General features: G+C 72.9%; 23 protein-coding genes. 12 read left to right on the top strand and 11 right to left on the bottom strand.

All coding sequences use genetic code 11. The features are described 5' to 3' along the window. Positions 1 to 18 precede the first annotated feature (18 nt). Together ACGFZW_RS09095 and ACGFZW_RS09090 are read left to right on the top strand one after the other, a co-directional pair. Positions 19 to 1,044, top strand: a complete 1,026-nt coding sequence (locus ACGFZW_RS09095) for a LacI family DNA-binding transcriptional regulator (protein WP_393892418.1) — start codon at positions 19 to 21, stop codon at positions 1,042 to 1,044. A 120-nt stretch (positions 1,045 to 1,164) separates the two neighbouring features. After that, complete coding sequence (locus tag ACGFZW_RS09090) at positions 1,165 to 2,172, top strand: sigma-70 family RNA polymerase sigma factor (RefSeq protein WP_393892417.1); 1,008 nt, start codon at positions 1,165 to 1,167, stop codon at positions 2,170 to 2,172. A 15-nt stretch (positions 2,173 to 2,187) separates the two neighbouring features. On the opposite strand, the gene ACGFZW_RS09085 is transcribed toward ACGFZW_RS09090, so the two are convergent. The 5 genes from ACGFZW_RS09085 to ACGFZW_RS09065 all read right to left on the bottom strand — a co-directional run bounded on the left by ACGFZW_RS09085 (position 2,188) and on the right by ACGFZW_RS09065 (position 6,464). Beyond that, positions 2,188 to 2,559, bottom strand: coding sequence for an STAS domain-containing protein (locus ACGFZW_RS09085; RefSeq protein ID WP_393892416.1), 372 nt, complete (start codon positions 2,557 to 2,559; stop codon positions 2,188 to 2,190). Between the two features lie 295 nt (positions 2,560 to 2,854). Continuing rightward, complete coding sequence (locus tag ACGFZW_RS09080; protein WP_393892818.1) at positions 2,855 to 3,781, bottom strand: ABC transporter substrate-binding protein; 927 nt, start codon at positions 3,779 to 3,781, stop codon at positions 2,855 to 2,857. Between the two features lie 94 nt (positions 3,782 to 3,875). Continuing rightward, entirely contained in the window at positions 3,876 to 4,547 is a 672-nt protein-coding gene (locus ACGFZW_RS09075) for an ABC transporter permease (RefSeq protein ID WP_393892415.1), read from the bottom strand. 7 nt (positions 4,548 to 4,554) lie between these two features. Further along, positions 4,555 to 5,229, bottom strand: coding sequence for an ABC transporter permease (locus tag ACGFZW_RS09070; protein WP_393892414.1), 675 nt, complete (start codon positions 5,227 to 5,229; stop codon positions 4,555 to 4,557). Further along, on the bottom strand, positions 5,226 to 6,464 hold the full coding sequence (locus ACGFZW_RS09065; protein WP_393892413.1) for an ABC transporter ATP-binding protein: 1,239 nt from the start codon (positions 6,462 to 6,464) through the stop codon (positions 5,226 to 5,228). Before ACGFZW_RS09065 ends, ACGFZW_RS09070 begins: the two co-directional genes overlap by 4 nt. A 173-nt stretch (positions 6,465 to 6,637) precedes the next feature. On the opposite strand from ACGFZW_RS09065, the gene ACGFZW_RS09060 reads away from it, so the two are divergent. The 3 genes from ACGFZW_RS09060 (at position 6,638) to ACGFZW_RS09050 (ending at position 10,105) form a co-directional block, all read left to right on the top strand. Then, positions 6,638 to 8,122, top strand: coding sequence for an aromatic amino acid ammonia-lyase (locus ACGFZW_RS09060; protein WP_393892817.1), 1,485 nt, complete (start codon positions 6,638 to 6,640; stop codon positions 8,120 to 8,122). A 176-nt stretch (positions 8,123 to 8,298) separates the two neighbouring features. After that, the gene (locus ACGFZW_RS09055; RefSeq protein WP_393892412.1) at positions 8,299 to 9,303 is read left to right on the top strand and encodes a MurR/RpiR family transcriptional regulator; all 1,005 of its coding nucleotides are present in this window, start codon (positions 8,299 to 8,301) and stop codon (positions 9,301 to 9,303) included. Between the two features lie 190 nt (positions 9,304 to 9,493). Next, positions 9,494 to 10,105 carry a hypothetical protein gene (locus ACGFZW_RS09050; protein WP_393892411.1) on the top strand — a complete coding sequence of 204 codons (612 nt, stop codon included), beginning with the start codon at positions 9,494 to 9,496 and terminating at the stop codon, positions 10,103 to 10,105. 3 nt (positions 10,106 to 10,108) lie between these two features. Here ACGFZW_RS09050 and ACGFZW_RS09045 read toward each other — a convergent pair whose 3' ends face one another. The 5 genes from ACGFZW_RS09045 to ACGFZW_RS09025 form a co-directional block, all read right to left on the bottom strand. Then, positions 10,109 to 11,461 (bottom strand): diaminopimelate decarboxylase, encoded by a 1,353-nt coding sequence (locus ACGFZW_RS09045; RefSeq protein ID WP_393892410.1) that lies wholly within the window; start codon positions 11,459 to 11,461, stop codon positions 10,109 to 10,111. Positions 11,462 to 11,569: 108 nt separating this feature from the next. Continuing rightward, the gene (locus ACGFZW_RS09040; RefSeq protein ID WP_393892409.1) at positions 11,570 to 12,565 is read right to left on the bottom strand and encodes an ABC transporter permease; all 996 of its coding nucleotides are present in this window, start codon (positions 12,563 to 12,565) and stop codon (positions 11,570 to 11,572) included. Between the two features lie 16 nt (positions 12,566 to 12,581). After that, positions 12,582 to 13,565: an ABC transporter ATP-binding protein gene (locus tag ACGFZW_RS09035; RefSeq protein ID WP_393892816.1), complete on the bottom strand. Its 984-nt coding sequence runs from the start codon at positions 13,563 to 13,565 to the stop codon at positions 12,582 to 12,584. Between the two features lie 83 nt (positions 13,566 to 13,648). Then, positions 13,649 to 14,008: a transcriptional regulator gene (locus tag ACGFZW_RS09030; RefSeq protein ID WP_393892408.1), complete on the bottom strand. Its 360-nt coding sequence runs from the start codon at positions 14,006 to 14,008 to the stop codon at positions 13,649 to 13,651. Beyond that, positions 14,005 to 14,505: a hypothetical protein gene (locus ACGFZW_RS09025; protein ID WP_393892407.1), complete on the bottom strand. Its 501-nt coding sequence runs from the start codon at positions 14,503 to 14,505 to the stop codon at positions 14,005 to 14,007. The genes ACGFZW_RS09030 and ACGFZW_RS09025 overlap by 4 nt, the downstream gene beginning before the upstream one ends. A gap of 238 nt (positions 14,506 to 14,743) precedes the next feature. Here ACGFZW_RS09025 and hutU point away from each other — a divergent pair, with 238 nt between their 5' ends. Genes hutU through hutI form a run of 4 tightly spaced genes read left to right on the top strand, consistent with a single transcriptional unit; the run spans position 14,744 to position 20,215 of the window. Further along, entirely contained in the window at positions 14,744 to 16,414 is a 1,671-nt protein-coding gene (gene hutU, locus ACGFZW_RS09020; RefSeq protein WP_393892406.1) for a urocanate hydratase, read from the top strand. A 17-nt stretch (positions 16,415 to 16,431) separates the two neighbouring features. Beyond that, positions 16,432 to 17,649 (top strand): allantoate amidohydrolase, encoded by a 1,218-nt coding sequence (locus ACGFZW_RS09015; protein ID WP_393892815.1) that lies wholly within the window; start codon positions 16,432 to 16,434, stop codon positions 17,647 to 17,649. Further along, positions 17,640 to 18,998, top strand: coding sequence for a formimidoylglutamate deiminase (locus tag ACGFZW_RS09010; protein ID WP_393892405.1), 1,359 nt, complete (start codon positions 17,640 to 17,642; stop codon positions 18,996 to 18,998). Before ACGFZW_RS09015 ends, ACGFZW_RS09010 begins: the two co-directional genes overlap by 10 nt. A 35-nt stretch (positions 18,999 to 19,033) precedes the next feature. Next, complete coding sequence (gene hutI / locus ACGFZW_RS09005) at positions 19,034 to 20,215, top strand: imidazolonepropionase (RefSeq protein ID WP_393892404.1); 1,182 nt, start codon at positions 19,034 to 19,036, stop codon at positions 20,213 to 20,215. 311 nt (positions 20,216 to 20,526) lie between these two features. Here the strand turns inward: hutI and ACGFZW_RS09000 are convergent, their stop codons facing one another. Continuing rightward, positions 20,527 to 21,366 (bottom strand): RNA polymerase sigma factor SigF, encoded by an 840-nt coding sequence (locus ACGFZW_RS09000; protein WP_393892814.1) that lies wholly within the window; start codon positions 21,364 to 21,366, stop codon positions 20,527 to 20,529. 361 nt (positions 21,367 to 21,727) lie between these two features. Between ACGFZW_RS09000 and ACGFZW_RS08995 the strand changes: the two genes are divergently transcribed. From ACGFZW_RS08995 to ACGFZW_RS08985, 3 genes are all read left to right on the top strand, one after another. Further along, on the top strand, positions 21,728 to 22,096 hold the full coding sequence (locus ACGFZW_RS08995) for an STAS domain-containing protein (protein ID WP_393892403.1): 369 nt from the start codon (positions 21,728 to 21,730) through the stop codon (positions 22,094 to 22,096). Between the two features lie 172 nt (positions 22,097 to 22,268). Continuing rightward, positions 22,269 to 22,766: an ATP-binding protein gene (locus ACGFZW_RS08990; RefSeq protein WP_393892402.1), complete on the top strand. Its 498-nt coding sequence runs from the start codon at positions 22,269 to 22,271 to the stop codon at positions 22,764 to 22,766. A 208-nt stretch (positions 22,767 to 22,974) separates the two neighbouring features. Next, a complete protein-coding gene (locus tag ACGFZW_RS08985) occupies positions 22,975 to 23,679 on the top strand; it encodes an LPXTG cell wall anchor domain-containing protein (protein ID WP_393892401.1) in 705 nt (234 codons plus the stop codon). Positions 23,680 to 23,687: the final 8 nt, after the last annotated feature.

Here is a 23,687-nt window from a genome sequence, read left to right as displayed (position 1 = left end):
TTGGGTAGGCTTCCGGTCATGGCCAGGCCCAATAAGCGCACCACCCTCCGCGAGGTGGCCGAGGCCACCGGACTCTCCACCGCGGCCGTCTCCTACGCACTGCGTGGCAAGCACGTCTCCAAGGAGACCGAGGAGCGGGTGCGCAAGGCCGCCGCCGAGCTCGGCTACGAAGCCGACCCGATCGCCCGCGCCCTCGCCAGCGGCCGGACGAGCATGGTCGGCGTCCTGGCGGGCGATCTGCAGGACCTCTGGCAGCAGCAGCTGATGGCCGCGATAGGCCGCGAACTGCTGGCCGGCGACCGCTATGCGCTGATCCTGGACGCGGGCGGTGACCCGGCACGCGAACTGGCCCTCGCCAAGCAGCTGCGCGACCAGCGCGTGGACGGCCTGCTGGTGTCGCCGGTCGACCCCTCGGCGGAGGGGTGGGCGCAGATCGCCGACGCGGTGCCGGTGGTGTCCATCGGTGACGCGCTGAGCCGGGCCAGGACGGCCGGCGAGGTGCTCTTCGACAACCGCGCCGGGATCGACGCGGTGCTGGACTACCTCCGCGGCCTGGGCCACCGCCGTGTCACGGTCCTGACCCCGACCGGACCCTCGACCCCCGACCGCCCCGCCGACGTCTATGTGCGCGAGGCCGCCGACCGGCTCGGCATCGGGGTCGAAGTGCTGCCCTGCGCGCAGGAGTTGGGTGAGGCCACGGCGGTCGCCCGCCAGGTCCTGGCAGGCGCGGGACACGCCGGGGACACCGCCCCCACGGCCGTCTTCTGCTTCTCCGACTCCATCGCCTACGGCGTCTACGCCGCGGCCGCCGAGGCGTCCCTGGCCGTCGGCCGGGACATCTCCGTCGTCGGCTTCGACGACCACCCCGTCTCCCGTGTCCTCACCCCGCCGCTGACCACCCTGGACTGGGGGCTGGCCGACATCGCCAAGGAGGCCGCCCGGCTGGCGGTCGCGGCCATCGAAGGCCGCCGCGTCCGCCGCAAGCGCATCCTGTGCGCCCCCCGGCTCTCCGAGCGGGGATCGGCGGTCCGGGTGCCGGGCTGACGGCGCGCGGCGGCTCTCGCTGCGAACCTTCCGCGGAAGGAGGAGACTGGTGCCGGGCGCTCCGGTAGCCTCGAGCCACGCGTGCCGGGCGGTCGGCCGACGGGTGAGGGGCGGTCCTCGATGAAGCGGTCAGCAACCGGCGACGTCACGGTCGAGGCGGACGTGCGGTCCGCGCCGGCGGCAGGGGATCTGGCGGACCGGCTCGAAACGCACCGTACGGAGCTGACCGGCTACTGCTACCGCATGCTCGGATCGGCCTTCGAGGCCGAGGACGCCGTGCAGGAGACCATGGTGCGGGCCTGGCGCAGCTACGACAGGTTCGAGGGGCGGTCCTCGCTGCGGTCCTGGCTGTACCGGATCGCCACGAACGTCTGCCTGGACCTGCTCAAGGGCAGCAGCCGGCGGGCCCGGCCGATGGATCTGGCATCCCCGGCGAGCGTGGACACACCCGTCGGGACGGGACTGCCCGAGGCCACCTGGATCGGCCCGGTGCCGGACGGCCGGGTGCTGACGGGTGCCGAGGACCCGGCCGAGGCGGCCGTCGCCCGGGAGTCGATCCGGCTCGCGTTCGTCTCGGCACTGCAGCGGCTGGCGCCCCGGCAGCGGGCGGTGCTGATCCTGCGCGAGGTGCTCAGCTGGTCGGCGAGCGAGGTCGCCGAACTGCTCGGCAGTTCCGTCGCCTCGGTCAACAGCGCCCTGCAGCGGGCCCGTGCCACGCTCGCCGCCTCCGCGGACACCGCGACCGAGCCGGCGGAGCCGCTGGGCGAGGCGGAGCAGGAGCTGCTCAAGCGGTATGTCGACGCCTTCGAGCGCTTCGACATGGAGGCTCTCACCGCTGTCCTGCACGAGGACTCGACCCTGTCGATGCCGCCGTACGAATTGTGGCTGCGCGGCCGCGAGGACGTCGTGGAGTGGATGCTCGGGCCGGGCCACGGCTGCCGGGGGTCCCATCTGGTGCCCCTCGCGGCGAACGGCCGGCCGGCGTTCGGGCAGTACCGCGGGGACGGCACGCCGTGGGCGATCCAGGTCATCGAGATGGCCGGCGGGCGGATCACCGGGCTCCATTCCTTCCTCGACACCGACCGGCTGTTCCCGCTGTTCGGACTGCCGCCGCGGTACGCGGGCTGACCGCGGCGCGTCTCCTCAGCGGTCGGCTGCGTCCGTCGCGTCCGTCGCGTCGGCGGGCAGCGCCTCGGAGAGCCCGGTCAGGGCCAGCAGGAGGCCGAGTGCTTCGGGGACGTGCCGCAGCCGCAGGTGGTGGCCGTGCCGGCGGGCGGTGAGCTGGAGTCGGAGCAGTGCCTCGACGGTCGAGGTGTCGGGCGCGACCAGGGCCCGGACGTCGCACAGGACCGCGGCGGGCGGGTGGTCGCGCAGGAGTGCGCGCAGCCGGCGGTGGAGTGCGGGGATCTCCGCCGCCGGGATCGAAGGGCCCGCGGGCCTGAGGGCCGGGTGCTCGCCGGCCGGCGGCCGTACGTGTCCCGTGCCGGGCTCCGGTGGCTCGTACGGGGTGGGCACGGTCGGCCTCCAGTCGTGGCGTGCGTGCCGCGGGGAGGGCGGCGCCTGTAGGGAAGACCGTCCGGGGCGGGCAAAGTCATCGGGAGAGACGAGGGCCGAAGGGGCGAGGCAGGCGGGGGCCGAGGCCGGGAGGGACGCGGCGCGGCCGGTCGGGTGGGCCCATGGATGCCGCGGACACCAGCCGCCCGGCCGGGGGGCGTTCGAGGACTTCGCCGTCTCCCGGCCGGACAGCGACGCCGGAGCAGGGAACCGAAGGCACGGCAGCCGGTGCACGACGCGCGGGGAACCGGCGCGGTCAGCTCAGGTGGTGCTTCTTCAGCCAGGCCTCGGCCACCCGGTCCGGATCCTGCTTCTCCTTGTCCACCTGGCGGTTGAGTTCGGTGAGGTGGCGGGTGGTGAGGGCGTTGCCGAGGCGGGCGAGCGCCTTGCGGACGGTGGAGTCGGCCTTGCGGGAGGCGATCAGCGGGACGATGTGCTGAGCGGGGATGAGGTGCTGCGGATCTGTGAGCAGCACCCAGTTGTTCGCCGCGATGTCGACGTCGGTGGTGAAGACATTGGCGATGTCGATGTCGCCCTTCTTCAGGGCGCCCTTGACCAGCGGTCCGGAGGAGTCGAGCGACTTGAACTCCTTGAACTCCACGCCGTACCGGTCCTTGAGGCCGACCACCCCGACGACCCGCTTCTTCATCTCCGCGGCGGCGCCGAACACCAGCTTGCCGTTCACCTTCTTCAGGTCCGTGAGCGACTTCAGTTCGTAGCGGTCGGCGGTCTCGCGGGTGACGGCGAAGCTGTCGCGGTCCTCCGCGGAGGCGTACGGGAGGATCTCCAGCCCGTTCGGCACCACGGTGGCCAGCGCGTTCTGCATCGCGCCCGCCTCGGTCTCGGTGGCCTTGTCGTCGAGGTAGAGCAGCAGGCTGCCCTGGTACTCGGGGAGCAGGTCGATGTCGCCGGAGCGCAGGGCCGGCACGATGATCTCGCGGGATCCGAGGTTGGGCTTGACGGTGGTCTTGACCCCGGCGGCGTTCAGCACGCCCGCGTAGAGGTAGCCGAGGATCTGGTTCTCGGTGAAGTTGGCGGTGCCGATGGTCAGGCCGCCGCTGCTGTTGCCGCTGTCGCCGCCGGCACCCGCCCCCTTGAGGGAGGTGATGCCGGAGGAACAGGCGCCCAGCAGCGGGACGGAGGCGCCGGCGAGCAGGGCGGTCAGTGCGGTACGGCGGGTCATGGGGGACCGGGGCGTGGGGTTCTCCGGGGTGCGGCGGTTCATCGGGACTCCTGGGTCCGTACGGGAAGGGGCGGCGAGGGCGCGGGCGGTGCGGTCAGCGGGCGGCGGCGGGGCGGCCACGGAACAGCAACCGCTGCAGCCCGCCCAGGGCCAGGTCGGCGATGACGGCGAGCACGGCGACCAGGGCCGCACCGCCCAGCACCTGCACCAGGTCGCGCTGCGCCAGTCCGTCGAAGACGTAGCGCCCGAGCCCGCCGAAGCTGACGTAGGCGGCGATGGTGGCGGTGGCCACGACCTGCACGGTCGCGAGCCGGATACCGGTCATGATCAGCGGCAGCGCCAGCGGGAGTTCGACCTGCCACAGCACCTGATGGCCGCGCAGCCCCACGCCCTTTGCGGCGTCCTTGACCTCCGGGTCGACGGCGGCCATGCCCGCGTAGGTGTTGGTGATGATCACCGGGACGGCGAGCGCGACCAGGGACACGTACACCGGCCAGACGCTCAGGCCGCCCGCGAGGAAGACCAGGGTGACCAGGCCGACGGTGGGCAGCGCCCGGCCGAAGGAGGAGAGGTTGACGGCGAGGAACGCGCCCCGTCCGGTGTGCCCGATGAGCAGGCCGACCGGCAGGGCCAGCACGGCCGCGGCGAGGGTGGCGAGCACCGAGTACTCCAGGTGCTCCAGGAGGCGGGCGGCGATGCCCTCAGGTCCTGACCACTGGGCGGAACTGGTCAGCCAGGAGGCGAGGTTCTTCAGGAGTTCGAGCATCGTCGTCTCACGCTCGCTTCCGCGGCTTGGAGGTGCGCTGGGCGGAGGTGCCGCGCCGCCAGGGCGTGCACAGCCACTGGACGGTCACCAGCAGGGCGTCGGCGACCAGGGCGAGCAGCAGGGTCAGGGCCACGCCGGCGATGACCGGGGTGGGGAAGTTGCGCTGGAAGCCGTCGGTGAAGAGCTGGCCGAGGCCGCCGTAGCCGATGTAACTGGCCACGCTCACCAGGGAGATGGACATCACCGTGGCGACCCGCACCCCGGCCATGATCACCGGGAGGGCGAGCGGCAGCTCGACGGTGAGCAGGGTGCGCAGCGGCCTGGTGCCCATGGCTGTCGACGCCTCGCGGGCCTTGGCCGGGACCGCGTCCAGACCCTCGACGGTGTTCCGTACGAGCACGACCAGCGTGTACGCGGTCAGCCCGACGATCGCGGTGGTGCGGGTCAGGCCGGTGACCGGCAGGAGCAGCACGAAGAAGGCGAGGGAGGGGATGGTGTAGAGGATGTTGGAGGCGCCGAGGACGAAGCCGCGCAGCGGGCGTACGCGGTGGGCGAGGACGGCCAGCGGCAGGGCGATCAGCAGGCCGATCAGCACGGCCGGGACGGCGGTGGCGAGGTGGTCAGCGGTGAGGACGAACAGCTCGCTCGCGTGGTCGGGGAACCAGCCCCATTCGATGGTCATGCGGGACGCTCCGAGCCCTCGGCGCCCTTGCCGATCGAGGCGGTGCCCGCAGTGGCCGCCCCTGCGGTCGCGGTGCTCCCGGAGGTGTCGGCGCCGTCGGGGCTGTCCGCTTCGGCCGTGGTGGCCTTCGCCGCCGCGCCGCCCGCCTCGGCGTGGCTGCGGCCGGCGCGGTCGTGGACGGCCTCGCGTGAGGTGAGCCCGGCGAGCACGCCGTCCGAGGTCACCCGGGCGACGGCCGCGGCGGGCGAGGAGACGGCTTCGTTGAGCGCCGACAGCAGGGAGTCCTCGTCGCGCAGCGGGCGTACGGGCTCCAGCGCGGCCTCGCCCGCCGTCCCGGCGCCGGGCAGCGCGTCGGTGTCCAGCCACCCCAGCGGTTCCCCGCCCGATCCGGTCACCAGGCGCCAGCGGCCGTCGGCGCGGGAGATCCGGGAGACCGGCTCGTCGGCGCGTACCGCGGCGCCGGGGGTGTAGGGGACGTCGGCGAGGGTGGTCAACGACAACAGCTTCAGGCCGCGCTCGGCGCCCAGGAAGTCGGCGACGAAATCGTCGGCGGGACGGGCCAGCAGCTCGGCCGGCTCGGCGCACTGGACGAGGTGGCCTCCGGTGCGGAAGACGGCGATGCGGTCACCGAGGCGGACGGCCTCGTCGATGTCGTGGGTGACGAAGACGACGGTCTTGCGCAACTCCTCCTGGAGACGCAGCAGTTCGTTCTGCAGCTGGGTGCGGACGACCGGGTCGACGGCACCGAACGGCTCGTCCATCAGCAGGACCGGCGGGTCGGCGGCGAGCGCGCGGGCGACGCCGACGCGCTGCTGCTGGCCGCCGGAGAGCTGGTGCGGGTAGCGCTTGCCGGAATCGGCGGGCAGCCCCACCAGCTCCAGCAGCTCGGCGGCGCGGGCGCGCGCCTTGCGGCGACCCCAGCCGAGCAGCAGCGGAACCGTGGCGATGTTGTCGAGGATGGTGCGGTGCGGGAACAGACCGGACTGCTGGATGACGTAGCCGATGCCGCGGCGCAGTTCTGCGGCGTCCGCTTCCAGGATGTCCCGGCCGCCGACGCTGATCGTGCCGGAGGTCGGGTCGACCATCCGGTTGATCATCCGCAGGGTTGTCGTCTTGCCGCATCCGGAGGATCCGACGAGGACGGTGACGCCGCCCTCGGGGAAGTCCAGCGACAGATCGTCAACGGCTGTGGTGCCGTTCGGGTATCGCTTGCTGACTGCGTCGAACTTGATCATCCGCTGCCCCTTGCCCGGCCTGTATAACGTCATGCAGAGTCTTAGGCGCGTGAATAGAAGTCAATAGGTTGGTGTTAATCGCCTGTTACTTCGGTTCACGGTACGGACCTCGGTGTCGGATTTTCCTCCACAAAGCGCGCTATAAGAGGGAGTTGAGCCTCTTGGTTTCCCACATGCTGGACACCGGTCAGCAGGCCGTCCGGCTCGTCGCACTCGACGGCAGCGGGCTGGGCACCGCCGACGTCGCCGCCCTCGCGGAGCGCACCGCTCGCCCCGCCGCGCCCGACCCCAAGGCTCTCGCCCATGCGGAGGAATCCTGGGACACCGCCCGCCGGCTCGCCGCCACCGGGCGTGTCTACGGCCGCAGCACCGGCGTGGGCGCCAACCGCACCGAGGACGTCGCGACCGCCGACGCCGAACACGGTCTGCGCCTGCTGCGCAGCCATGCCGGCGCCATCGGCGACCCGCTGCCGGCCCGCGAGGTCCGTGCCATGCTCGTGGTCCGCGCCAACCAGCTGCTGGCGGGCGGCGCCGGCCTCCACCCCGCCGTCATCACCGCCCTGCTCAGCGCCCTGGACGCGGGGGCGCATCCCGTCGTCAACGAATTCGGCGCGGTCGGCACCGGCGACCTCGCCGCCCTCGCGCAGACCGGGCTGGCCCTCGCCGGCGAACACCCCTGGGCCTGCGAGCCGGGCGGCAGCGCGCCTGCCGCCATCCCCCTCGACAGCAACGACGCCCTCGCGCTGATCAGCAGCAATGCGCTCACCCTGGGCCAGTCCGCGCTCGCCCTCGACGAACTGCGCCGCCTCCTGGCCGCCTCCCTCCCCGTCGCCGCGCTCTCCCTCCTCGCCGTCGGCGGCTCCTACGAGCCGTTCGCGGAACCCGTCATGCGGGCCCGGCCGCACCCGGGCTCGGCGGCCGCCGCGGCACGTCTGCGCACCCTTTCCGGCGTCCCCGACCGCCCCTCGCCACCCCTGGGGCGCATCCAGGACCCGTACGGCTTCCGCTGCATCCCGCAGATCCACGGTCCCGCGCTGGACGCCGCCGACACCCTCGAACAGGTCCTGGCCGTGGACCTCAACGCCGCCGCCGAGAACCCGCTGATCAGCGTCGAGGACCAGGCCGCCTACCACCACGGCAACTTCTACGCCGCGCACGCCGCGCTCGCCCTGGACACCTTCCGGCTGGCCGTCCTGCAGACCGCCCGGCTCTCCACCGCACGCCTCGCGGCCCTGTCCGAGCCGGACTTCACCCGGCTGCGGCCGTTCCTGGGGGACGCAGCGCCCGCCAGCTCCGGCGTGATGATCCTCGAATACGCGGCCGGTGCGGCGCTCGGCGAGATGCGGGCGGTCTCCCACCCGGCGTCGCTCGGCCACGCCGTGCTCTCCCGCGGGGTGGAGGAACAGGCCAGTTTCGCCTCCCTCGGTGCCCGTCAGACGCTGCGTGCCTGTACCCACTACCGTCATGTCCTGGCTTGCGAACTCGTCGCAGCAGTAAGGGCGTTGCGGATGCGGTCGCTGGAGCCCGAGCCCGGCCTGCCGGTCGCCGCCGCCTACGCCCTCGCCACCGAGGCGCTGGACCCGCGGATGGAGGACCGGCCGCTGACCGACGACGTGGCGGTGGCGGCGGGGCTGCTCGACCGGCTGGCGGATCTGTGACCGCCGACGGCCCGGTGCGGGACGTGGCCGGGCGGGCCACGGCGGGGCGGGGACGCCGCCGCGGACCCGACGCGCGGCCGGGCCCCGACGCGTCCGCCGGACCTGAGGGGCCCCGGAATTCCGTACAGTCGGTCGACACACGACAAGGCCCCCGACCGGGCCGGGAAGAAGAGGCGATGAGCGGGGACGGGGACAAGGGCGGCCCGGCCGACGGCGCGCGGGCGCACACCGGTACGGCCGACGAAGCGCCTGCGGCTGCTGCCGCGGGGCGCACGGCGGAGCCCGGCGTGGCGGCTCCGGGCGACGCGGAGGACACACCTGCCCCGGAGGCAGCGGCGGCCGAGGACGTCACGGGACCGGCCGCCCGCCTCCAGAAGCTGTTCGAGGGCCACCGCCTGACGCCCACCCAGCGCCGTATCGCGCACTGCATGGTGCGCCGGGCCGCGGACGCGCCGTTCCTCTCCAGCGTCGAGCTGGCCGACCTGGCCGGCGTGAGCCAGCCCTCCGTCACCCGCTTCGCGGTCGCCCTCGGTTTCGACGGCTACCCGGCGCTGCGCCGCCATCTGCGGGAGGTCGCGCCCGCCGAGAAGCCCGGCGACTCCGGCGCCTTCAACGAGTACCAGCAGGCGGTCCAGGCCGAGATCGAAAACCTCCGCCACCTCTCCGCGGTCCTCGCCGACCCGTCCCCCGTCATCCGGGCCGGCCGCCTCTTCGCCGCGTCCCGGCCGCTGCCGGTGCTCGGACTGCGCGCCGCCTCCGCCCAGGCCGGCGGCTTCGTCTACTTCGCCCGCAAGGTCCACCCCGACGTCCGCCTCCTCGACGAGGGCGGCACCATGCTCACCGACCGCATCGACGCCGCGGTACGCGCCGGCGCGAGTGTCCTGCTGTGCTTCGCGCTGCCCCGTCACCCGCGTGAGGTCGTCGAAGCCCTGGAGTACGCCCGCGCGGCCGGCCTGACCGTCGTCACCGTGGCGGACAGTGCCTTCGCGCCGGTCGCCCAGCACACCGACCTGCTGCTCCCGGCGCCGGTCGGCACGGGCCTGGCGTTCGACACGGTGTGCGCGCCCATGCTGCTGGGCCGGGTCCTGTTGGAAGCGATGTGCGACGGCCTGCCGGACGCCCAGGCCCGCCTGGAGGAGTTCGACGCGAGGGCGGCGGAGCGCGGCCTCTTCGTGGAGTGAGCGGAGCGCGGCTTCGTCGTGGACCGCACCTGCTTCTTCGCCGTGCGAGGGGGCACAGGCGGGACCCGGGCTCGGCCCGGTCTCAGAAAATCCTCATCCGGCCCGGCTACGCTCCGCCGCCGATACAGATGTGGCCCACTGACGCCGCGTTCGGCTGCGACGCGGCCGTCTCGGCTTGAGGAGGTCTGACGTGGGGCGCGGAGCGATTGCGCTGGCACGGGTGGCGGTCGTCGTGCGGGCACCGGCCGGCTGGCTGTGGTGGACCGGGCTGGCGGCGGCGGGCATCGGGGTGCTGGTGCCGGGGCTGACCGGGCGGACGATCGGGGTACTGGCAGGGGCGGCGCTGTGCCTCATCGCCGCGTGCGGGGTGTTCGCCGCCCGACGGGGCCGCTACACGGCCCTGGCGGCCGAGGCGTCCCGCGCCGGCAAGGCCGTCATCCTTCAGGACCGGTCGGTCACCCTGCGGGTCCGGCGGCGGGCGCACCGCCGGTGGCTGCTCCTCGCGTTCCTAGCAGCGGTCGGCTCGTCGTTCGCCCTGCCCGCGGCCGGCGGGCTGCTCATGGCGGGCGCCGCGCTCGGGCTGTGGGCCAAGGCCCGGTGGCTGGGCCGCTGGGAACGGGCGCACGAGTCACTGCTGTGGGTCCGCACGGAGTCCGCCGGCCGGGGCGGCGCCGCGGGCAAGGACGTCCGGGGATACCTCACCACCGGGGTGGCGGCCGGCGATGCCGCCCCCGGGGGCGCACGCGGCAAGGGCACTCCGGCAGCGGCGCACCCGACGCCGGCTGCCGCGGCGCGGCGGTAACGGCTACGGGGTCCGGCCCTGCCCGAGGTCGTGCAGGGCGTCGGCGTGGGCGCCGCCGCTTTCCGCGGTGAGTTCCTCCAGGGTCTGCGGTGTGCGGATGGTCGCGAAGCGGACGCCGTCGGGGTCCGCGGCGTAGCCGTAGATCCCTGGACGGGGCAGCGAGTTGTAGGCGAAGTGGGTGGAGAAGTAGTAGGCGCCGGTGTCCAGGAGGGCGGCATGGTCGCCGGACTCCAGGCGGGGCAGTGAGCGGTTCTCGGCGACCAGATCGCCGGCGAAGCAGCACGGTCCCGCGATGTCCTGCGCGACCGGCTCACCCGGCTTGGGCAGCCCCGCGCCGTCGTAGGCCGCGACCCGGATCGGCCAGGCTTCCGGCACGAAGACCGTACGGGTGGCGACCTGGGCACCGGCGTGGGTGATCGCGATGGGGCGGCCGCCGGCAGTCTTCGCGTACTCGACGCGGGCGAGGACCGTGCCGTGCTTGGCCAGCAGCGAGCGGCCGAACTCGGTGACCAGGCCGTAGCGTCCGGAGAACAGCCCGGGGACGGCGGAGCGCAGCAGCTCGGCGTACTCGCGGTAGGTCGGGCGCATGTCGTCCGAGGCGAAGTTGACCGGCAGGCCGCCGCCGATGTCGAGAGTGTCGATCTGCCGGCGTCCCGCCTTGTCGTTGATCTCCTCGGCGAGGTCGAACAGGGACCGAACCCCCTCGGCCATCAGCTCCAGTGGCATGCCCTGGGAGCCGACGTGGGCGTGCAGCCGGGTCAGCCAGGGGCGGTCGAGGCAGGACCTGACGACCCAGTCGTGGGCGCCCTCGTCGCGCAGCGCGATACCGAACTTCGAGGTGTCGGTTGCGGTGCTCATCGCGCCGATGGTGCCGCCGCCGACCTGCGGATTGACCCGTAGCCCGATGGGCGCGCTGCTGGGCGCGGAGGCCATCAGGCCGTCGATGCGCTCCAGTTCCGCACGGTTGTCGGCGTTGACGGCGATCCCCAGGGCCAGCGCCTCGCGCAGCTCGGCGGGGGTCTTGGCGGGGGAGTCCAGGACGGTACGCGTGGCCGGCACCCCCGCGGCCCGGGCCAGCGCCAGCTCGCCGGGGCTGGCCACCTCGCAGCCCAGCCCCTCCTGTGCGAGCAGCCGCAGGACGGGCACCAGCGAGGCCGCCTTCACCGCGAAGGCGTGCAGAACCGGGGTGCCGGGGGCGGTGAACTCCTCGAAGGCGGCGCAAAGTTCCTTCGCCGAGCGGCGGATCCCGGCGATGTCCAGGAGCCCGGCCACCGGCTCGTCGGGGCCGAGCAGGCCCTGGGCGACGGCTGCCTGTACGGCGCGGTCTCGGTCCGTGAAGGTCGTGGAGCCAGTCATGGGGCAACTCCATCATTGGGTGGGTGCGTCGCGCCATCGGGTGCCGGGCGTCGGCGGGTCCCGGTCCGCCGGCCGGGTGCGCGGCCCGACCGGCAGGGGGCGACGGCGTTACGCCGCCCGTGCCCCGCTCAGGACCGCCTTGCGGTGGCGTTCGGTCAGCCGGGAGCCGGACTCCCGGCGCGCGGCGCGGCGCAGCAGGGGCACGGCGAGCAGGAAGCCGAGGACGGCCCATGCGGTCAGCACCAGCGCCACGGTCGGCAGCTCCCAGGAGCCGGCCGGCTCCGCGGCGCGGGCGGCGTCCGGCAGCAGCGCCGAGCGCAGCCCCTGCGCCATCCACTTGAGCGGGAAGACCGAGGCCACCTTCTGGATCACCACGGGCAGCGAGCTGAGCGGGAAAACCGCGCCCGAGGTCACCAGCAGCCCCATCACGGGCAGCATGATCAGGGCCAGCGCCTCGCGCGGATTGGGCAGCACCGCGCCGATGGCCGCGCCCAGCGGCACGACCGCGAGCAGGCCGAGCGCGGTGACCCACAGCAGGGTCAGCCAGCCGGCGGGCTCGTACGGCAACGGCCCGTCCACCAGCAGCGCGGCGGCGCCCAGCAACACCGCGAGGGTGCCCAGCGCCAACACCACCACCAGCAGCGACTTGGCGACGAGATAGGCCGGTATCCCGCCGGGCGTGGCGCGCAGCCGCAGCAGGGCGCCCTCCTCCCGTTCGGTCACCAGGATCTGCGGGAGGTTGACCAGACCGATCTGGAGCAGCAGATACGCGGCGAAGCCGGCCAGCGTCAGATGTGCCAGCGGGACGTGCGTGCCGGGCACGTCGCTGTCGATGGTGCCGGCGAGCACCAGCGCGACGACCACGTTGATCAGATGGCCGCTGAGCTCCTTGGGGTTGCGCAGGAGGTGTTGCAGCTCGATGCGGCCGCGCAGCACCCCGGCCCGCCAGTAGCGGCGGCGACCTGCACCGGAACGCCGGGGGGTGCTACCGGCCCCTGCGTCGCGCGGGATCCCGGCGTCGCCTGTGGTCCCCGCATCCCCTGTGACCAGCGCCCCGGCTCCGCCGGTCGTGTCCGGTCCCTCCGGCATGTGCGTCCCCCTCATGCTGCTTCCTCCCCGCTCATGCTGCTTCCCCGTTGCGGGGCGTGGTCGCGTTCTCGCGCTGGGCTCCGCTTTCAGCGAGTCCTTCGCCGGATCCGCCTGCGTCTCCCGCGGTCCGCGTCGCTTCCCCGTCACCGCGCCCGTCCGCACCGTCGCTTCCGTTCGCACCGCCGTCCGCGTCCGCGCCGGAGTCCTCCTGGCGCACCATGTGCAGATAGGTGTCCTCCAGCGTCGGGCGGCGGACCTCCAGCCCGGGGATCGGCCCGCCGGTCTCCTGATGGAGGTCCCACACCAGCCGTGAGGGGTCAGCGGTGCGCGCGCGGCGCGCCGTGCCGTCGGCGGTCGTCCAGCGCACCTCGGCCCTTGCGGCGGCCCGCGCGGCCAGCTCGGCTGGCGTCCCACGGGCCTGGATCCGGCCCTTGACCAGCACCGCGATCCGGTCGGCCAGACGCTCGGCCTCCACCAGGTCGTGGGTGGTGAGCAGGACCGTGACACCTTCGTCGCGGGCGAGGCGCTCGATCAGGACGTGGAAGTCGCGGCGCGCCTCCGGGTCGAAGCCGGTCGTCGGCTCGTCCAGGAAGAGCAGTTCGGGCCGGCCGACGAGGGCGAGTGCCACGTCCAGACGCCTGCGCTGCCCGCCGGACAGCTGGTCGACCCGCCTGCCGCCCTGCTCCGCCAGGCCGACCAGCGCCAGCAGCGCGGCGGGCTCGCGCGGGTCGGGGTAGTAGCCGGCGAAGTGCGTGAGCAGCTCGGCGACCCGCCAGCGGCGGTGGTCGCGCCAGGACTGCAGGACCAGGCCGATCCGGGCGCGCCAGGCATCGCCGCCGTGGGCCGGGTCGGTGCCTAGGACCCGGACCTCCCCGGCGGAGCGCTTCCGGAAGCCCTCCAGGATCTCGACGGTGGTGGTCTTCCCGGCACCGTTGGGGCCGAGCAGCGCGAAGATCTCTCCGCGGTGGATGTCCAGGTCGATGCCGTGCAGGACGTCGACGCCGCCGTATGCCATCCGTACGTCGCGCACCTGGATGACGGGGGCCTCGCCGGTGGTGTCGCCGGCGGGGCGCCCGGGTGCGTGCTGCGAGGTCGCGGTCATCGGCCGGCCTCCGCGTGCGCCGCCCCGACAGCCTCGCCGGACTGCGGTGCCCGCAGCTCCGGGCCCGCGCCCTCGACGATCGCCCGGAGCGCCGCCACGTGTCCTTCGAAGGCGGTCCTGCCGCGGTCGGTCAGCCGCACCCTGGTCCGGCGCTTACGGCCGCCGCCCTCTTTGCGTATCTCCAGGTAGCCGGCCTCTTCCAAGGTGTGCAGCTGCTTGGAGAGCGCGGAGTCGCTGAGCGAGAGGCTCTCGCGGATGAACGGGAAGTCGGCCCATTCCGTCGCCGCGAGGAGCGCCACGACGGAGAGCCTGGTGGCGGGATGGATCAGTTCGTCGAAGCCGCTGGGGGTGCTCATCGGTCCGCCCTCGCGCGCTGCGCGGCGGCGCCGCGCAGCGTGTTGGCCGACCAGCGGTTCGCCGGCCCGGTGAACAGCACGAAGACGGCGGCGGAGGCGGTGGCCTGGATCAGGCTGCCGAACGGCAGCTCCAGCGATTCGACCAGGTGGCCGGAGAGCAGGATCGTGCCGCCGGTCGTCACCGCTCCGGCGAGGAACGGGGCCAGCGACCGCCAGGTGTGGCGCGAGCGGTGCAGCCGCATACGGGACCTGCGGTTGTAGACCACGGCGAGGCCGAGGAGCACCGCGACGTAACCGGCGAGTACCAGCCAGACGCCCCACTTGGGCAGGTCCAGGCCCATGCTGACGAGGAAGACCCACATGATCGCCGCCGTGGTGTACGTGGCGCCGGGTCCGCCGGACGCGCAGCGCTCCATCTCGTCGTACACCCGCTCCTGCGGCACCCGGATGCGCTGCAGGTCCTTCCATGCCTGTTCGGCATCCACCGGTGTGGTCATGGCCATCGCCTCCCCAAGACGGTTCCCCGTTTACTTGCCTACCTGGAAAGTTAGCGCCAACTTTCCAGGTAGGCAAGTCCACATCGGGGAGGGCCTGGCGCGCCCGTGTCGCGCGATGGCGCCTGGCCGGTTCGCGTGCTTCCGGCGGAACAGGTCACCGCGCCCTGTTGACTAGAGGTATTCAGTAGCTCCAAGATGTGAATATCTCAATCCATTCGATGGCAGGGAGGCAGGGCCCATGTCGGGACCGCGACCCGTGCGGGCGCCGCGCGGTACGGAGCTGAGTGCTCGGGGATGGCAGCAGGAAGCCGCGCTGCGGATGCTGCAGAACAACCTCGACCCGGAGGTGGCGGAACACCCCGACCAGCTCGTCGTCTACGGCGGAACGGGCAAGGCCGCCCGTGACTGGCGCTCCTTCGACGCGATGGTGCGCACGCTCACCACGCTCAAGCAGGACGAGACCATGCTGGTCCAGTCCGGCAGGCCGGTCGGCGTCATGCAGACCCACGAGTGGGCGCCGCGGGTGCTCATCGCCAACTCCAACCTGGTCGGCGACTGGGCCAACTGGGAGGAGTTCCGGCGCCTGGAGGCTCTCGGCCTGACCATGTACGGGCAGATGACGGCCGGCTCCTGGATCTACATCGGCACCCAGGGCATCCTCCAGGGCACCTACGAGACCTTCGCGGCCGTCGCGGCCAAGAAGTTCAACGGCACCCTCGCCGGCACCATCACCCTCACCGCGGGACTCGGCGGCATGGGCGGCGCCCAGCCGCTCGCCGTCACGATGAACGACGGCGTCGCGATCTGTATCGACGTCGACCCGCGCGCCATCGAGCGCCGGATCGAGCACCGCTACCTCGACGTGCGGGCGGACAGCCTCCAGCACGCCATGCAGCTCGCCGTCGAAGCCCGCGACCAGCGCAAACCGCTCTCCATCGGGCTGCTCGGCAACGCCGCGGAACTGCTGCCGCAGATGCTCGCCGAAGGCGCGCCGATCGACATCGTCACCGACCAGACCAGCGCCCACGACCCGCTGGCCTACCTCCCGGTCGGCGTCGACTTCGACGACATGGCCGCCTACGCCGCCGAGAAGCCCGCCGACTTCACCCAGCGGGCCCGCGAGTCCATGGCCCGGCACGTCGAGGCCATGGTCGGCTTCATGGACGCCGGCGCCGAGGTCTTCGACTACGGCAACTCGATCCGCGGCGAGGCCCAACTCGCCGGATACGACCGCGCCTTCGCCTTCCCCGGCTTCGTGCCCGCCTACATCCGGCCGTTGTTCGCCGAGGGCAAGGGCCCCTTCCGCTGGGCGGCGCTCTCCGGCGACGCCCGGGACATCGCGGCCACCGACAAGGCCATCCTCGACCTCTTCCCGGAGAACGAGTCGCTGGCCCGCTGGATCAAGCTGGCCGGTGAGCGGGTGCACTTCCAGGGCCTGCCCGCCCGGATCTGCTGGCTCGGCTACGGCGAGCGCGACAAGGCAGGCGAGCGGTTCAACGAGATGGTCGCCGACGGCACCCTGCGCGCGCCGCTGGCCATCGGACGCGACCACCTCGACTGCGGCTCGGTGGCCTCGCCGTACCGCGAGACCGAGGCCATGAAGGACGGCTCCGACGCCATCGCCGACTGGCCGCTGCTCAACGCCATGGTCAACGTCGCCTCCGGCGCCTCCTGGGTCTCGCTGCACCACGGCGGCGGCGTCGGCATGGGCCGGTCGATCCACGCCGGCCAGGTGACCGTCGCCGACGGCACTGCGCTCGCCGGCGAGAAGATCCGCCGGGTGCTCACCAACGACCCCGGCATGGGCGTCATCCGGCACGTCGACGCCGGCTACGAGCGCGCCGACGAGGTGGCCGCCGAGCGCGGCGTCCGCGTCCCGATGCGCGAGGGCGAAGGCGGGAGCGCGTGACCGCCTCGTTCCACGAGATGTGGCAGGAGCTGCGGCCCATCGGCCGCAGCTCCGCCTCCGGGGGCTACCGCCGCTACGCCTGGACCGGCGCGGACACCGACTGCCGCGCGTGGTTCCGGGCGCAGGCCGAGGCCCGCGGGCTGGCCTACGAGCTGGACCGCAACGGCAACCAGTGGGCGTGGCTCGGTGCGACGACCTACCGGGACGTGGCCCCCGGAGACGCCGTCGTCACCGGCTCCCATCTGGACTCCGTACCCGACGGCGGCGCCTTCGACGGGCCGCTGGGCGTCGTCTCCTCCTTCGCGGCACTGGACGAACTCCGCGGCAGAGGAGCGGACTTCACCAAGCCGCTGGCGATCGTCAACTTCGGCGACGAGGAAGGCGCCCGCTTCGGACTGGCCTGCGTCGGCTCCCGGCTGGCGGCCGGGGCCCTGACCGCCGAGGCGGCGCAGCAGCTGCGCGACGGCGACGGCATCACCCTGCCGCAGGCCATGGAGCGAGCCGGATACGACCCGGAGGCCATCGGCCCGGACCCCGAACGGCTCGCCCGTATCGGCGCGTTCGTCGAGCTCCACGTCGAGCAGGGCCGGGCCCTGGACCTCTCCGGTGACCCGGTCGGCATCGCCTCCGCCATCTGGCCGCACGGCCGCTGGCGGTTCGACTTCCACGGCGAGGCCAACCACGCCGGCACCACCCGCCTCGACGACCGGCGCGACCCGATGCTCAGCTACGCCGCGACCGTGCTCGCCGCCCGGGAGCAGGCGCGGCTGGCCGGCGCCCTGGCAACCTTCGGGAAGATCAGCGTGGAGCCGAACGGGGTCAACGCCATCCCCTCGCTCGTCCGCGGCTGGCTGGACTCCCGCGCCGCCGACCAGGAGACCCTGGACACCGTCATCGCCGGGATCGAAGCGGCGGCGGCGGAGCGTGCGGCCCGCGACGGCGTGGAACTCCGCGTCGTGCGCGAGTCGTTCACCCCCGTCGTGGAGTTCCAGCACGCCCTGCGGGACGAGCTGGCCGCGATCCTGGGCAAGACGGGGGATCGCCCGCTGCCCGTGCTCGGCACCGGCGCGGGCCACGACGCCGGTATTTTGTCCGGAACCGTCCCCACCGCCATGCTGTTCGTCCGCAACCCCACCGGCGTCTCGCACTCACCCGCCGAAGCGGCGGAGGAGGACGACTGCGTCACCGGGGTCACCGCACTCGCCGACGTACTGGAGGGGCTGGCGTGCCGCTGACGCCGCAGGCAACACCGACGACGTACTGGCTCGAACACGCCTGGCTCGGCACGCATGTCGAGCCGGGCGTCACCGTGGACGTGCGGGACGGGCGCATCGCGGCCGTACGCACCGGCGCCGACGCCCCGCCGCCCGGCGCCGTCACGCTGCGCGGTCTGACCCTGCCCGGCCTCGCCAACGCCCACAGCCACGCCTTCCACCGCGCCCTGCGCGGCACCGTGCAGGTGGGCTCCGGCACCTTCTGGACCTGGCGCGAGGTGATGTACAAGGTCGCCGCGCGCCTCACCCCGGACAGCTACTACGCCCTCGCGCGCGCCGTCTACGCCGAGATGGCGCTGGCCGGCATCACCTGCGTCGGCGAATTCCACTACCTCCACCACGCACCGGGCGGCACCCGCTACGACGACCCCAACGCGATGGGGGAGGCACTGATCGCCGCGGCCGCCGACGCCGGCATCCGCATCACCCTCCTCGACACCGCCTATCTCTCCGCCGGCTTCGGTGCCCCGCCCGAGCAGCACCAACTGCGCTTCTCCGACGGCACCGCCGACGCCTGGGCCCAGCGCGCCGACGCGCTCAAGGACGGCCGCGAACACGCCCGGATCGGCGCCGCCATCCACTCCGTGCGGGCCGTCCCCGCCGACCAGCTGAGCACCGTCGCCCACTGGGCGCAGGAGCGGCGGGCGCCCCTGCACGTCCACCTCTCCGAGCAGACCGCGGAGAACGACGCCTGCCACGAGGCGCACGGCCGCACCCCCACCCGACTGCTCGCCGACCACGGCGCCCTGGGCCCACGCACCACGGCCGTGCACGCCACCCACCTCACCGACGAGGACATCGCCCTGCTCGGCGGGGCCGGTACCGGCGTGTGCATGTGCCCGACCACCGAACGCGACCTCGCCGACGGCATCGGCCCGGCCACCCGGCTCCAGGGCCACGGCAGCCCGCTCTCCCTCGGCAGCGACAGCCACGCCGTCATCGACCTGCTCGAAGAGGCCCGCGCGATGGAGCTCGACGAGCGGCTGCGCAGCCGCACCCGGGGGCACTGGACGGCCGCCGCGCTGCTGCGCGCCGCGACCGCCGACGGCCACGCCGCCCTGGGCTGGGACGACGCGGGCGCCATCGAGACCGGCGCGCTCGCCGACCTCACCACGATCGCGCTGGACTCCGTACGCACCGCCGGACCGCCGCCCCGACTCGGCGCCGAGACGGCAGTATTCGCCGCCTCCGCGGCGGACGTACGGCACACGGTCGTCGGCGGAAGGCAGATCGTCCGGGACGGTGTGCACACGCTGCTGCCCGACGTGCCCGCCGCCCTCGCCGCATCCATCGCCGCAGTGAGCGGCTGACGCGCCCCCCGCCGCTGAAGGAGAACACCCCCGCGATGACGACGAACTCCACGCCGACCACGGCCATCACCCACATCGCCCAGCTGGTCACCAACGACCCCTCCCTAGGTGAAGGCCCCCTCGGCCTGATCCAGGACGCGGCCGTCGTCATCGACGGTGACCGCATCGCCTGGGTCGGTACGACCAGCAAAGCACCCGCCACCGACAGCGCCGTCGACGCGGCCGGCCGCGCGGGCATCCCCGGCTTCGTCGACTCCCACTCCCACCTCGTCTTCGGCGGCGACCGCACCGCGGAGTTCAACGCCCGGATGTCCGGGCGCCCCTACTCCGCCGGCGGCATCCGCACCACCGTCGCGGCCACCCGTGCCGCCACCGACGAGGCCCTGCACGCCAACGTCGCCCGCTACCTCGCCGAGGGGCTCCGCCAGGGCACCACCACCCAGGAGACCAAGTCCGGCTACGGGCTCACCGTCGAGGACGAGGCCAGGGCGCTGCGCATCGCCGCGGCGCACACCGACGAGGTCACCTTCCTCGGCGCCCACATCGTGCCGCCCGAGCACGCCGACGACCCGGCGGCCTACGTCGACCTCGTCACCGGCCCGATGCTGGACGCCTGCGCCCCGCACGCCCGCTGGGTCGACGTCTTCTGCGAGAAGGGCGCCTTCGACGGCGACCAGGCGCGCGCCATCCTCACCGCGGGCAAGGCCAGGGGCCTGCTGCCGCGTGTGCACGCCAACCAGCTCGGGCACGGCCCCGGCGTACAGCTCGCCGTCGAACTGGGCGCGGCCTCCGCCGACCACTGCACCCATCTCACGTCCGCGGACATCGACGCCCTCGCACAGTCCGAGACGGTCGCCACTCTCCTGCCGGGCGCCGAGTTCTCCACCCGCGCGCAGTGGCCCGACGCGCGTCCGCTGCTCGACGCGGGCGCCACCGTCGCGCTGTCCACCGACTGCAACCCCGGCTCGTCCTTCACCAGCTCCATGGCGTTCTGCATCGCGCTGGCCGTTAGGGACATGGGCATGACCCCCGACGAGGCCCTGTGGTCGGCGACCGAGGGCGGTGCCCGCGCTCTGCGCCGTACGGACGTGGGCCGGATCACCCCAGGCGCCCGCGCCGACCTCGCCCTGCTGGACGCGCCCTCCCACGTCCACCTCGCCTACCGGCCCGGGGTACCGCTCGTCTCGGACGTCTGGCACAAGGGAGTCCGCGTCTAGGCGCGAGGGACGCCGCCGCGCGACCGCGGCACGCTCTGAGCGGCTCTCACGGCCGCGAAGGGCGGTGCGGGCTTCCCATACGGTCCACGGGCCCCGCAGCGCGCGAGACGCTCACCCACGGCCCCGGAGGCTGCTCGGCAGCCCCGGGGCCCTCCCATGTCGCCATACTTCCGCGTGTCGCCCGGCCGTGCCCGGAGGCTGTCCGGCGGGCCCCGAGCAGCAGAGGAGGGCCCGTCCCGAGTACCGCTCGGGACAGGCCCTCCTCTGCGCGGGCGGCTGTCGGTCGGCGGACCGGCAGTGACCGCGGACCCTCACTCCTCGATCATCAGCCCCTTGCGGAGCCGTCCCAGCGTGCGGGACAGCAGGCGGGAGACGTGCATCTGCGAGATGTTCAGCTCCTCGCCGATCTCCGACTGCGTCATGTTGGCGACGAAGCGCAGCGAGAGGATCTTGCGATCGCGCGGCGGCAGCTCGGCGATCAGCGGCTTGAGGGACTCCACGTACTCGATGCCCTCGAGACCGTGGTCGTCGTAGCCGATGCGGTCCGCCAGTGCGCCTTCGTTGTCGTCCTCCTCGGGCTGGGCGTCCAGCGAGCTCGCGGTGTACGCGTTGCTCGCGGCCATGCCCTCGACGACCTCGTCCCGGGTGATGCCCAGGCGGTCGGCGAGCTCCTGGACCGTGGGGGCGCGGTCGAGCTTCTGTGCCAGCTCGTCGCCCGCCTTGGCGAGGTCCAGACGGAGTTCCTGCAGGCGCCTCGGTACGCGCACCGACCAGCTGGTGTCGCGGAAGAAGCGCTTGATCTCGCCGACGATGGTCGGCATCGCGAACGTCGGGAACTCGACGCCACGGCTGAGCTCGAAGCGGTCTATCGCCTTGATCAGGCCGATCGTGCCGACCTGGACGATGTCCTCCATGGGCTCGCTGCGGGAGCGGAACCGGGAGGCCGCGAACTTCACCAGGGCGAGGTTGAGCTCGACCAGGGTGTTGCGGACGTACGCGAATTCGTGCGTGCCTTCCTCCAGCGACTCCAGCCGCTCGAAGAGGGTCTTGGACAGTGCCCTCGCGTCCACCGGACCCACCTCGTCGTACGGCGGGATCTCGGGCAGACCCTCGATCTCAGCAATTTCCGCCAGTTCTGATTCGGCGGGCATCGGCTGGGAAGGGATCTGACCGGTCGGGTCGGACGGGGGTGTCGACGACGCGTTCTGCCGGGTGTCTTCGGTGCGCAGTTCGTCGATCCGGGGTGACATGGTGTCCTCCATGGTTCTCGGCATATGGCTGCCGATGGCTCTACGTGAGCGTGGGTGTGCGGCGCCTCCAAAGCCGGCCGTTTCGAACGTGACTGTTCTTGCCTACCTGGGTTTACCTGAAGATGGCAAGTGCGTGTTGCCCGTATTTCGCGCTATATGAGGATTGTTCGGCTACCCGCGCGTCCGGTGAGGGCGTAGGGTTCGACGAGTTCAGTCGTAAAACGCAAACCCATCGCCGAGACAGCAAGAGAGGTGCGCTCGCATGGACCGCGGGACGGTCGACAGTGCAAGCCGGGGCCGGCTGCACGTCGTGATCCGGCATGACGGCGCCAGCGCGGTCGTGACCGTCGCGGGTGAGCTTGATCACCACACCGCAGATCTGTTGCGTGAGTCACTGGAGGGCTGCGTGGACGACGGCTACGCACGCCTGGTGATCGATTGCTCACCCCTCGAGTTCATGGACTCCACGGGGCTCAACGTGCTGCTGGGCGCCCGCCTGAAGGCGGAGGCCGCCGGTGGGGGTGTGCACCTGGTGGGGATGCAGCCGGTGGTCGCCCGGGTCTTCGAGATCACGGGCGCGGACGCGGTCTTCACCGTGCACGACACGCTCGACTCGGCCCTGTCCGACTGACCGTGGCGGGGGTGTCCGGAAGGTTGCGTTCCGGGCACGTAGTCCGTGTCACAACTTCCGTACCCAAGAAGTGGGTGTTCTCACGGTCCGGTCGGGCAGGAGACATCTGAATCCGTTGAATCAGTCAGTTTCTGTTTTCCGTGAACAGGCGAATCGGTGAGGTGAAGCGCTGATGAGCACCACCCGGCCGTACCCGCCGGGCGATCTCGGCCCGGAAGCGGGTGGCGCCGGCGCCTCTGCCCCGGCCGCCGCCCCGGTGGGTCAGGTCCGTCGGCTGCGTCTAGCGGGCACCCGAGGGGCCGTGGCGCGTGGCCGCGACTTCGCCCGGCAGGCGCTGCACGACTGGGGCTGGCTTCCGGCCGCCAACGCCGATCAACGGGCCGCCGCCGAGGACGTGCTGCTGGTCGTCTCGGAGCTGGTCACCAACGCCTGCCTGCACGCCGAAGGGCCCGAGGAGCTGCGGCTGCGCTGCACCCCGAAGATGCTGCGGCTGGAGGTCAGCGACCTCGGCGCGGGCTCGCCCGAGCCCCGCAGTCCGCACCGTCCGGGGCGACCGGGGGGTCACGGCATGTTCATCGTGCAGCGGCTGTGCCTGGACTGGGGCGTCGTACGCAACCCCACGGGCGCGGGCAAGACGGTCTGGGCGGAGCTCGCCGGACCCGCTGCCTGACAGGGCGCGAACCGGAGAGTGAAGAGCGGGCCTGCGGGCCCGCGCTTTGGCGTGTTCGGACCCGAATCCCCCCGCCGCCGTGTGTCCGCCCGGATCGGGGCTGCGCTGTGCCTTCCCTCGACAAGGTCCCCGGCGTACCTTGAGCGCCCAATCTGATGTGTCGTCAGTAAATCCGACGGCGCGCTCTCCGGGAGAAGGGGAACTCACAGTGGCCCGCTTCCACGCACAGCACCGCGGCCGCCCGCGCCGGACGGCCGGCCTGGCCGCCGCCGTGGCCCTGACGGCGGGGTCCGCGGTGATGCTCACCGCGCCGGCCGCGCACGCCGAGGTCGTCGACGTCAACTACCAGTGCAAAACGCCGATAGGCAACAAGGGCGCGGTCTCGCCCATCGACATCAAGGGCACCCCGAGCGGCAGCGCGTACAAGCTCGTCATGTCCTTCCAGAAGGGGGTCTCCTCCAGCCCGGTCGAGCTGGGCAAGGGCGCGATGAAGCCGAGCGCGCTGATCAAGCTGGGCGGTGCGGAGAGCGGCACGGTCCCGGTCTCGGGGCCCGCCAACGACAAGGCCATTCCGGCCAACACCCCCATCAAGATCAGCGACTTGAGCGGCACCTATACGCCGAAGGGCAGCGGCAAGGTCACCTTCACCGCCTCCACGCTCACCATCAAGGCCCTCGGCACCACCACCACCTGTACGCCGAGCAACAGCCCCGAGCCCTCGCTCAGCCTGGACGTCAAGGGCTCCGGCGGCAGCGGTGGCGCGAGTGGCGGCTCCACGGGCTCATCCGGTGGAGAGCTGCCGCAGACCGGCCCCGCGGACTCCGCCGTGGCCCTGGGCACTCTCGGCGGCACCGTGCTGCTGGCGGGCGCGGCCGGCGTCCTCTGGCTGACCCGCCGTCAACAGCGCGCCTGACGCGTCCC

Source organism: Streptomyces sp. NPDC048248, from assembly GCF_043201875.1.
GTDB lineage: Bacteria > Actinomycetota > Actinomycetes > Streptomycetales > Streptomycetaceae > Streptomyces.
The sequence above is the reverse complement of the archived record's forward strand: the minus strand, read 5'-3'. Positions and strand labels throughout refer to the sequence as shown.

Bases quoted from the DNA above. Each gene is read 5' to 3' on its own strand.
- ACGFZW_RS09095 (WP_393892418.1), top strand. From the start codon at position 19: ATGGCCAGGCCCAATAAGCGCACCACCCTCCGCGAGGTGGCCGAGGCC.
- ACGFZW_RS09090 (WP_393892417.1), top strand. From the start codon at position 1,165: ATGAAGCGGTCAGCAACCGGCGACGTCACGGTCGAGGCGGACGTGCGG.
- ACGFZW_RS09080 (WP_393892818.1), bottom strand. From the start codon at position 3,781: ATGACCCGCCGTACCGCACTGACCGCCCTGCTCGCCGGCGCCTCCGTC.
- ACGFZW_RS09075 (WP_393892415.1), bottom strand. From the start codon at position 4,547: ATGCTCGAACTCCTGAAGAACCTCGCCTCCTGGCTGACCAGTTCCGCC.
- ACGFZW_RS09070 (WP_393892414.1), bottom strand. From the start codon at position 5,229: ATGACCATCGAATGGGGCTGGTTCCCCGACCACGCGAGCGAGCTGTTC.
- ACGFZW_RS09065 (WP_393892413.1), bottom strand. From the start codon at position 6,464: ATGATCAAGTTCGACGCAGTCAGCAAGCGATACCCGAACGGCACCACA.
- ACGFZW_RS09060 (WP_393892817.1), top strand. From the start codon at position 6,638: ATGCTGGACACCGGTCAGCAGGCCGTCCGGCTCGTCGCACTCGACGGC.
- ACGFZW_RS09055 (WP_393892412.1), top strand. From the start codon at position 8,299: ATGAGCGGGGACGGGGACAAGGGCGGCCCGGCCGACGGCGCGCGGGCG.
- ACGFZW_RS09045 (WP_393892410.1), bottom strand. From the start codon at position 11,461: ATGACTGGCTCCACGACCTTCACGGACCGAGACCGCGCCGTACAGGCA.
- ACGFZW_RS09040 (WP_393892409.1), bottom strand. From the start codon at position 12,565: ATGAGGGGGACGCACATGCCGGAGGGACCGGACACGACCGGCGGAGCC.
- ACGFZW_RS09035 (WP_393892816.1), bottom strand. From the start codon at position 13,565: ATGGCATACGGCGGCGTCGACGTCCTGCACGGCATCGACCTGGACATC.
- ACGFZW_RS09030 (WP_393892408.1), bottom strand. From the start codon at position 14,008: ATGAGCACCCCCAGCGGCTTCGACGAACTGATCCATCCCGCCACCAGG.
- ACGFZW_RS09025 (WP_393892407.1), bottom strand. From the start codon at position 14,505: ATGACCACACCGGTGGATGCCGAACAGGCATGGAAGGACCTGCAGCGC.
- hutU (WP_393892406.1), top strand. From the start codon at position 14,744: ATGTCGGGACCGCGACCCGTGCGGGCGCCGCGCGGTACGGAGCTGAGT.
- ACGFZW_RS09015 (WP_393892815.1), top strand. From the start codon at position 16,432: ATGTGGCAGGAGCTGCGGCCCATCGGCCGCAGCTCCGCCTCCGGGGGC.
- hutI (WP_393892404.1), top strand. From the start codon at position 19,034: ATGACGACGAACTCCACGCCGACCACGGCCATCACCCACATCGCCCAG.
- ACGFZW_RS09000 (WP_393892814.1), bottom strand. From the start codon at position 21,366: ATGCCCGCCGAATCAGAACTGGCGGAAATTGCTGAGATCGAGGGTCTG.
- ACGFZW_RS08995 (WP_393892403.1), top strand. From the start codon at position 21,728: ATGGACCGCGGGACGGTCGACAGTGCAAGCCGGGGCCGGCTGCACGTC.
- ACGFZW_RS08990 (WP_393892402.1), top strand. From the start codon at position 22,269: ATGAGCACCACCCGGCCGTACCCGCCGGGCGATCTCGGCCCGGAAGCG.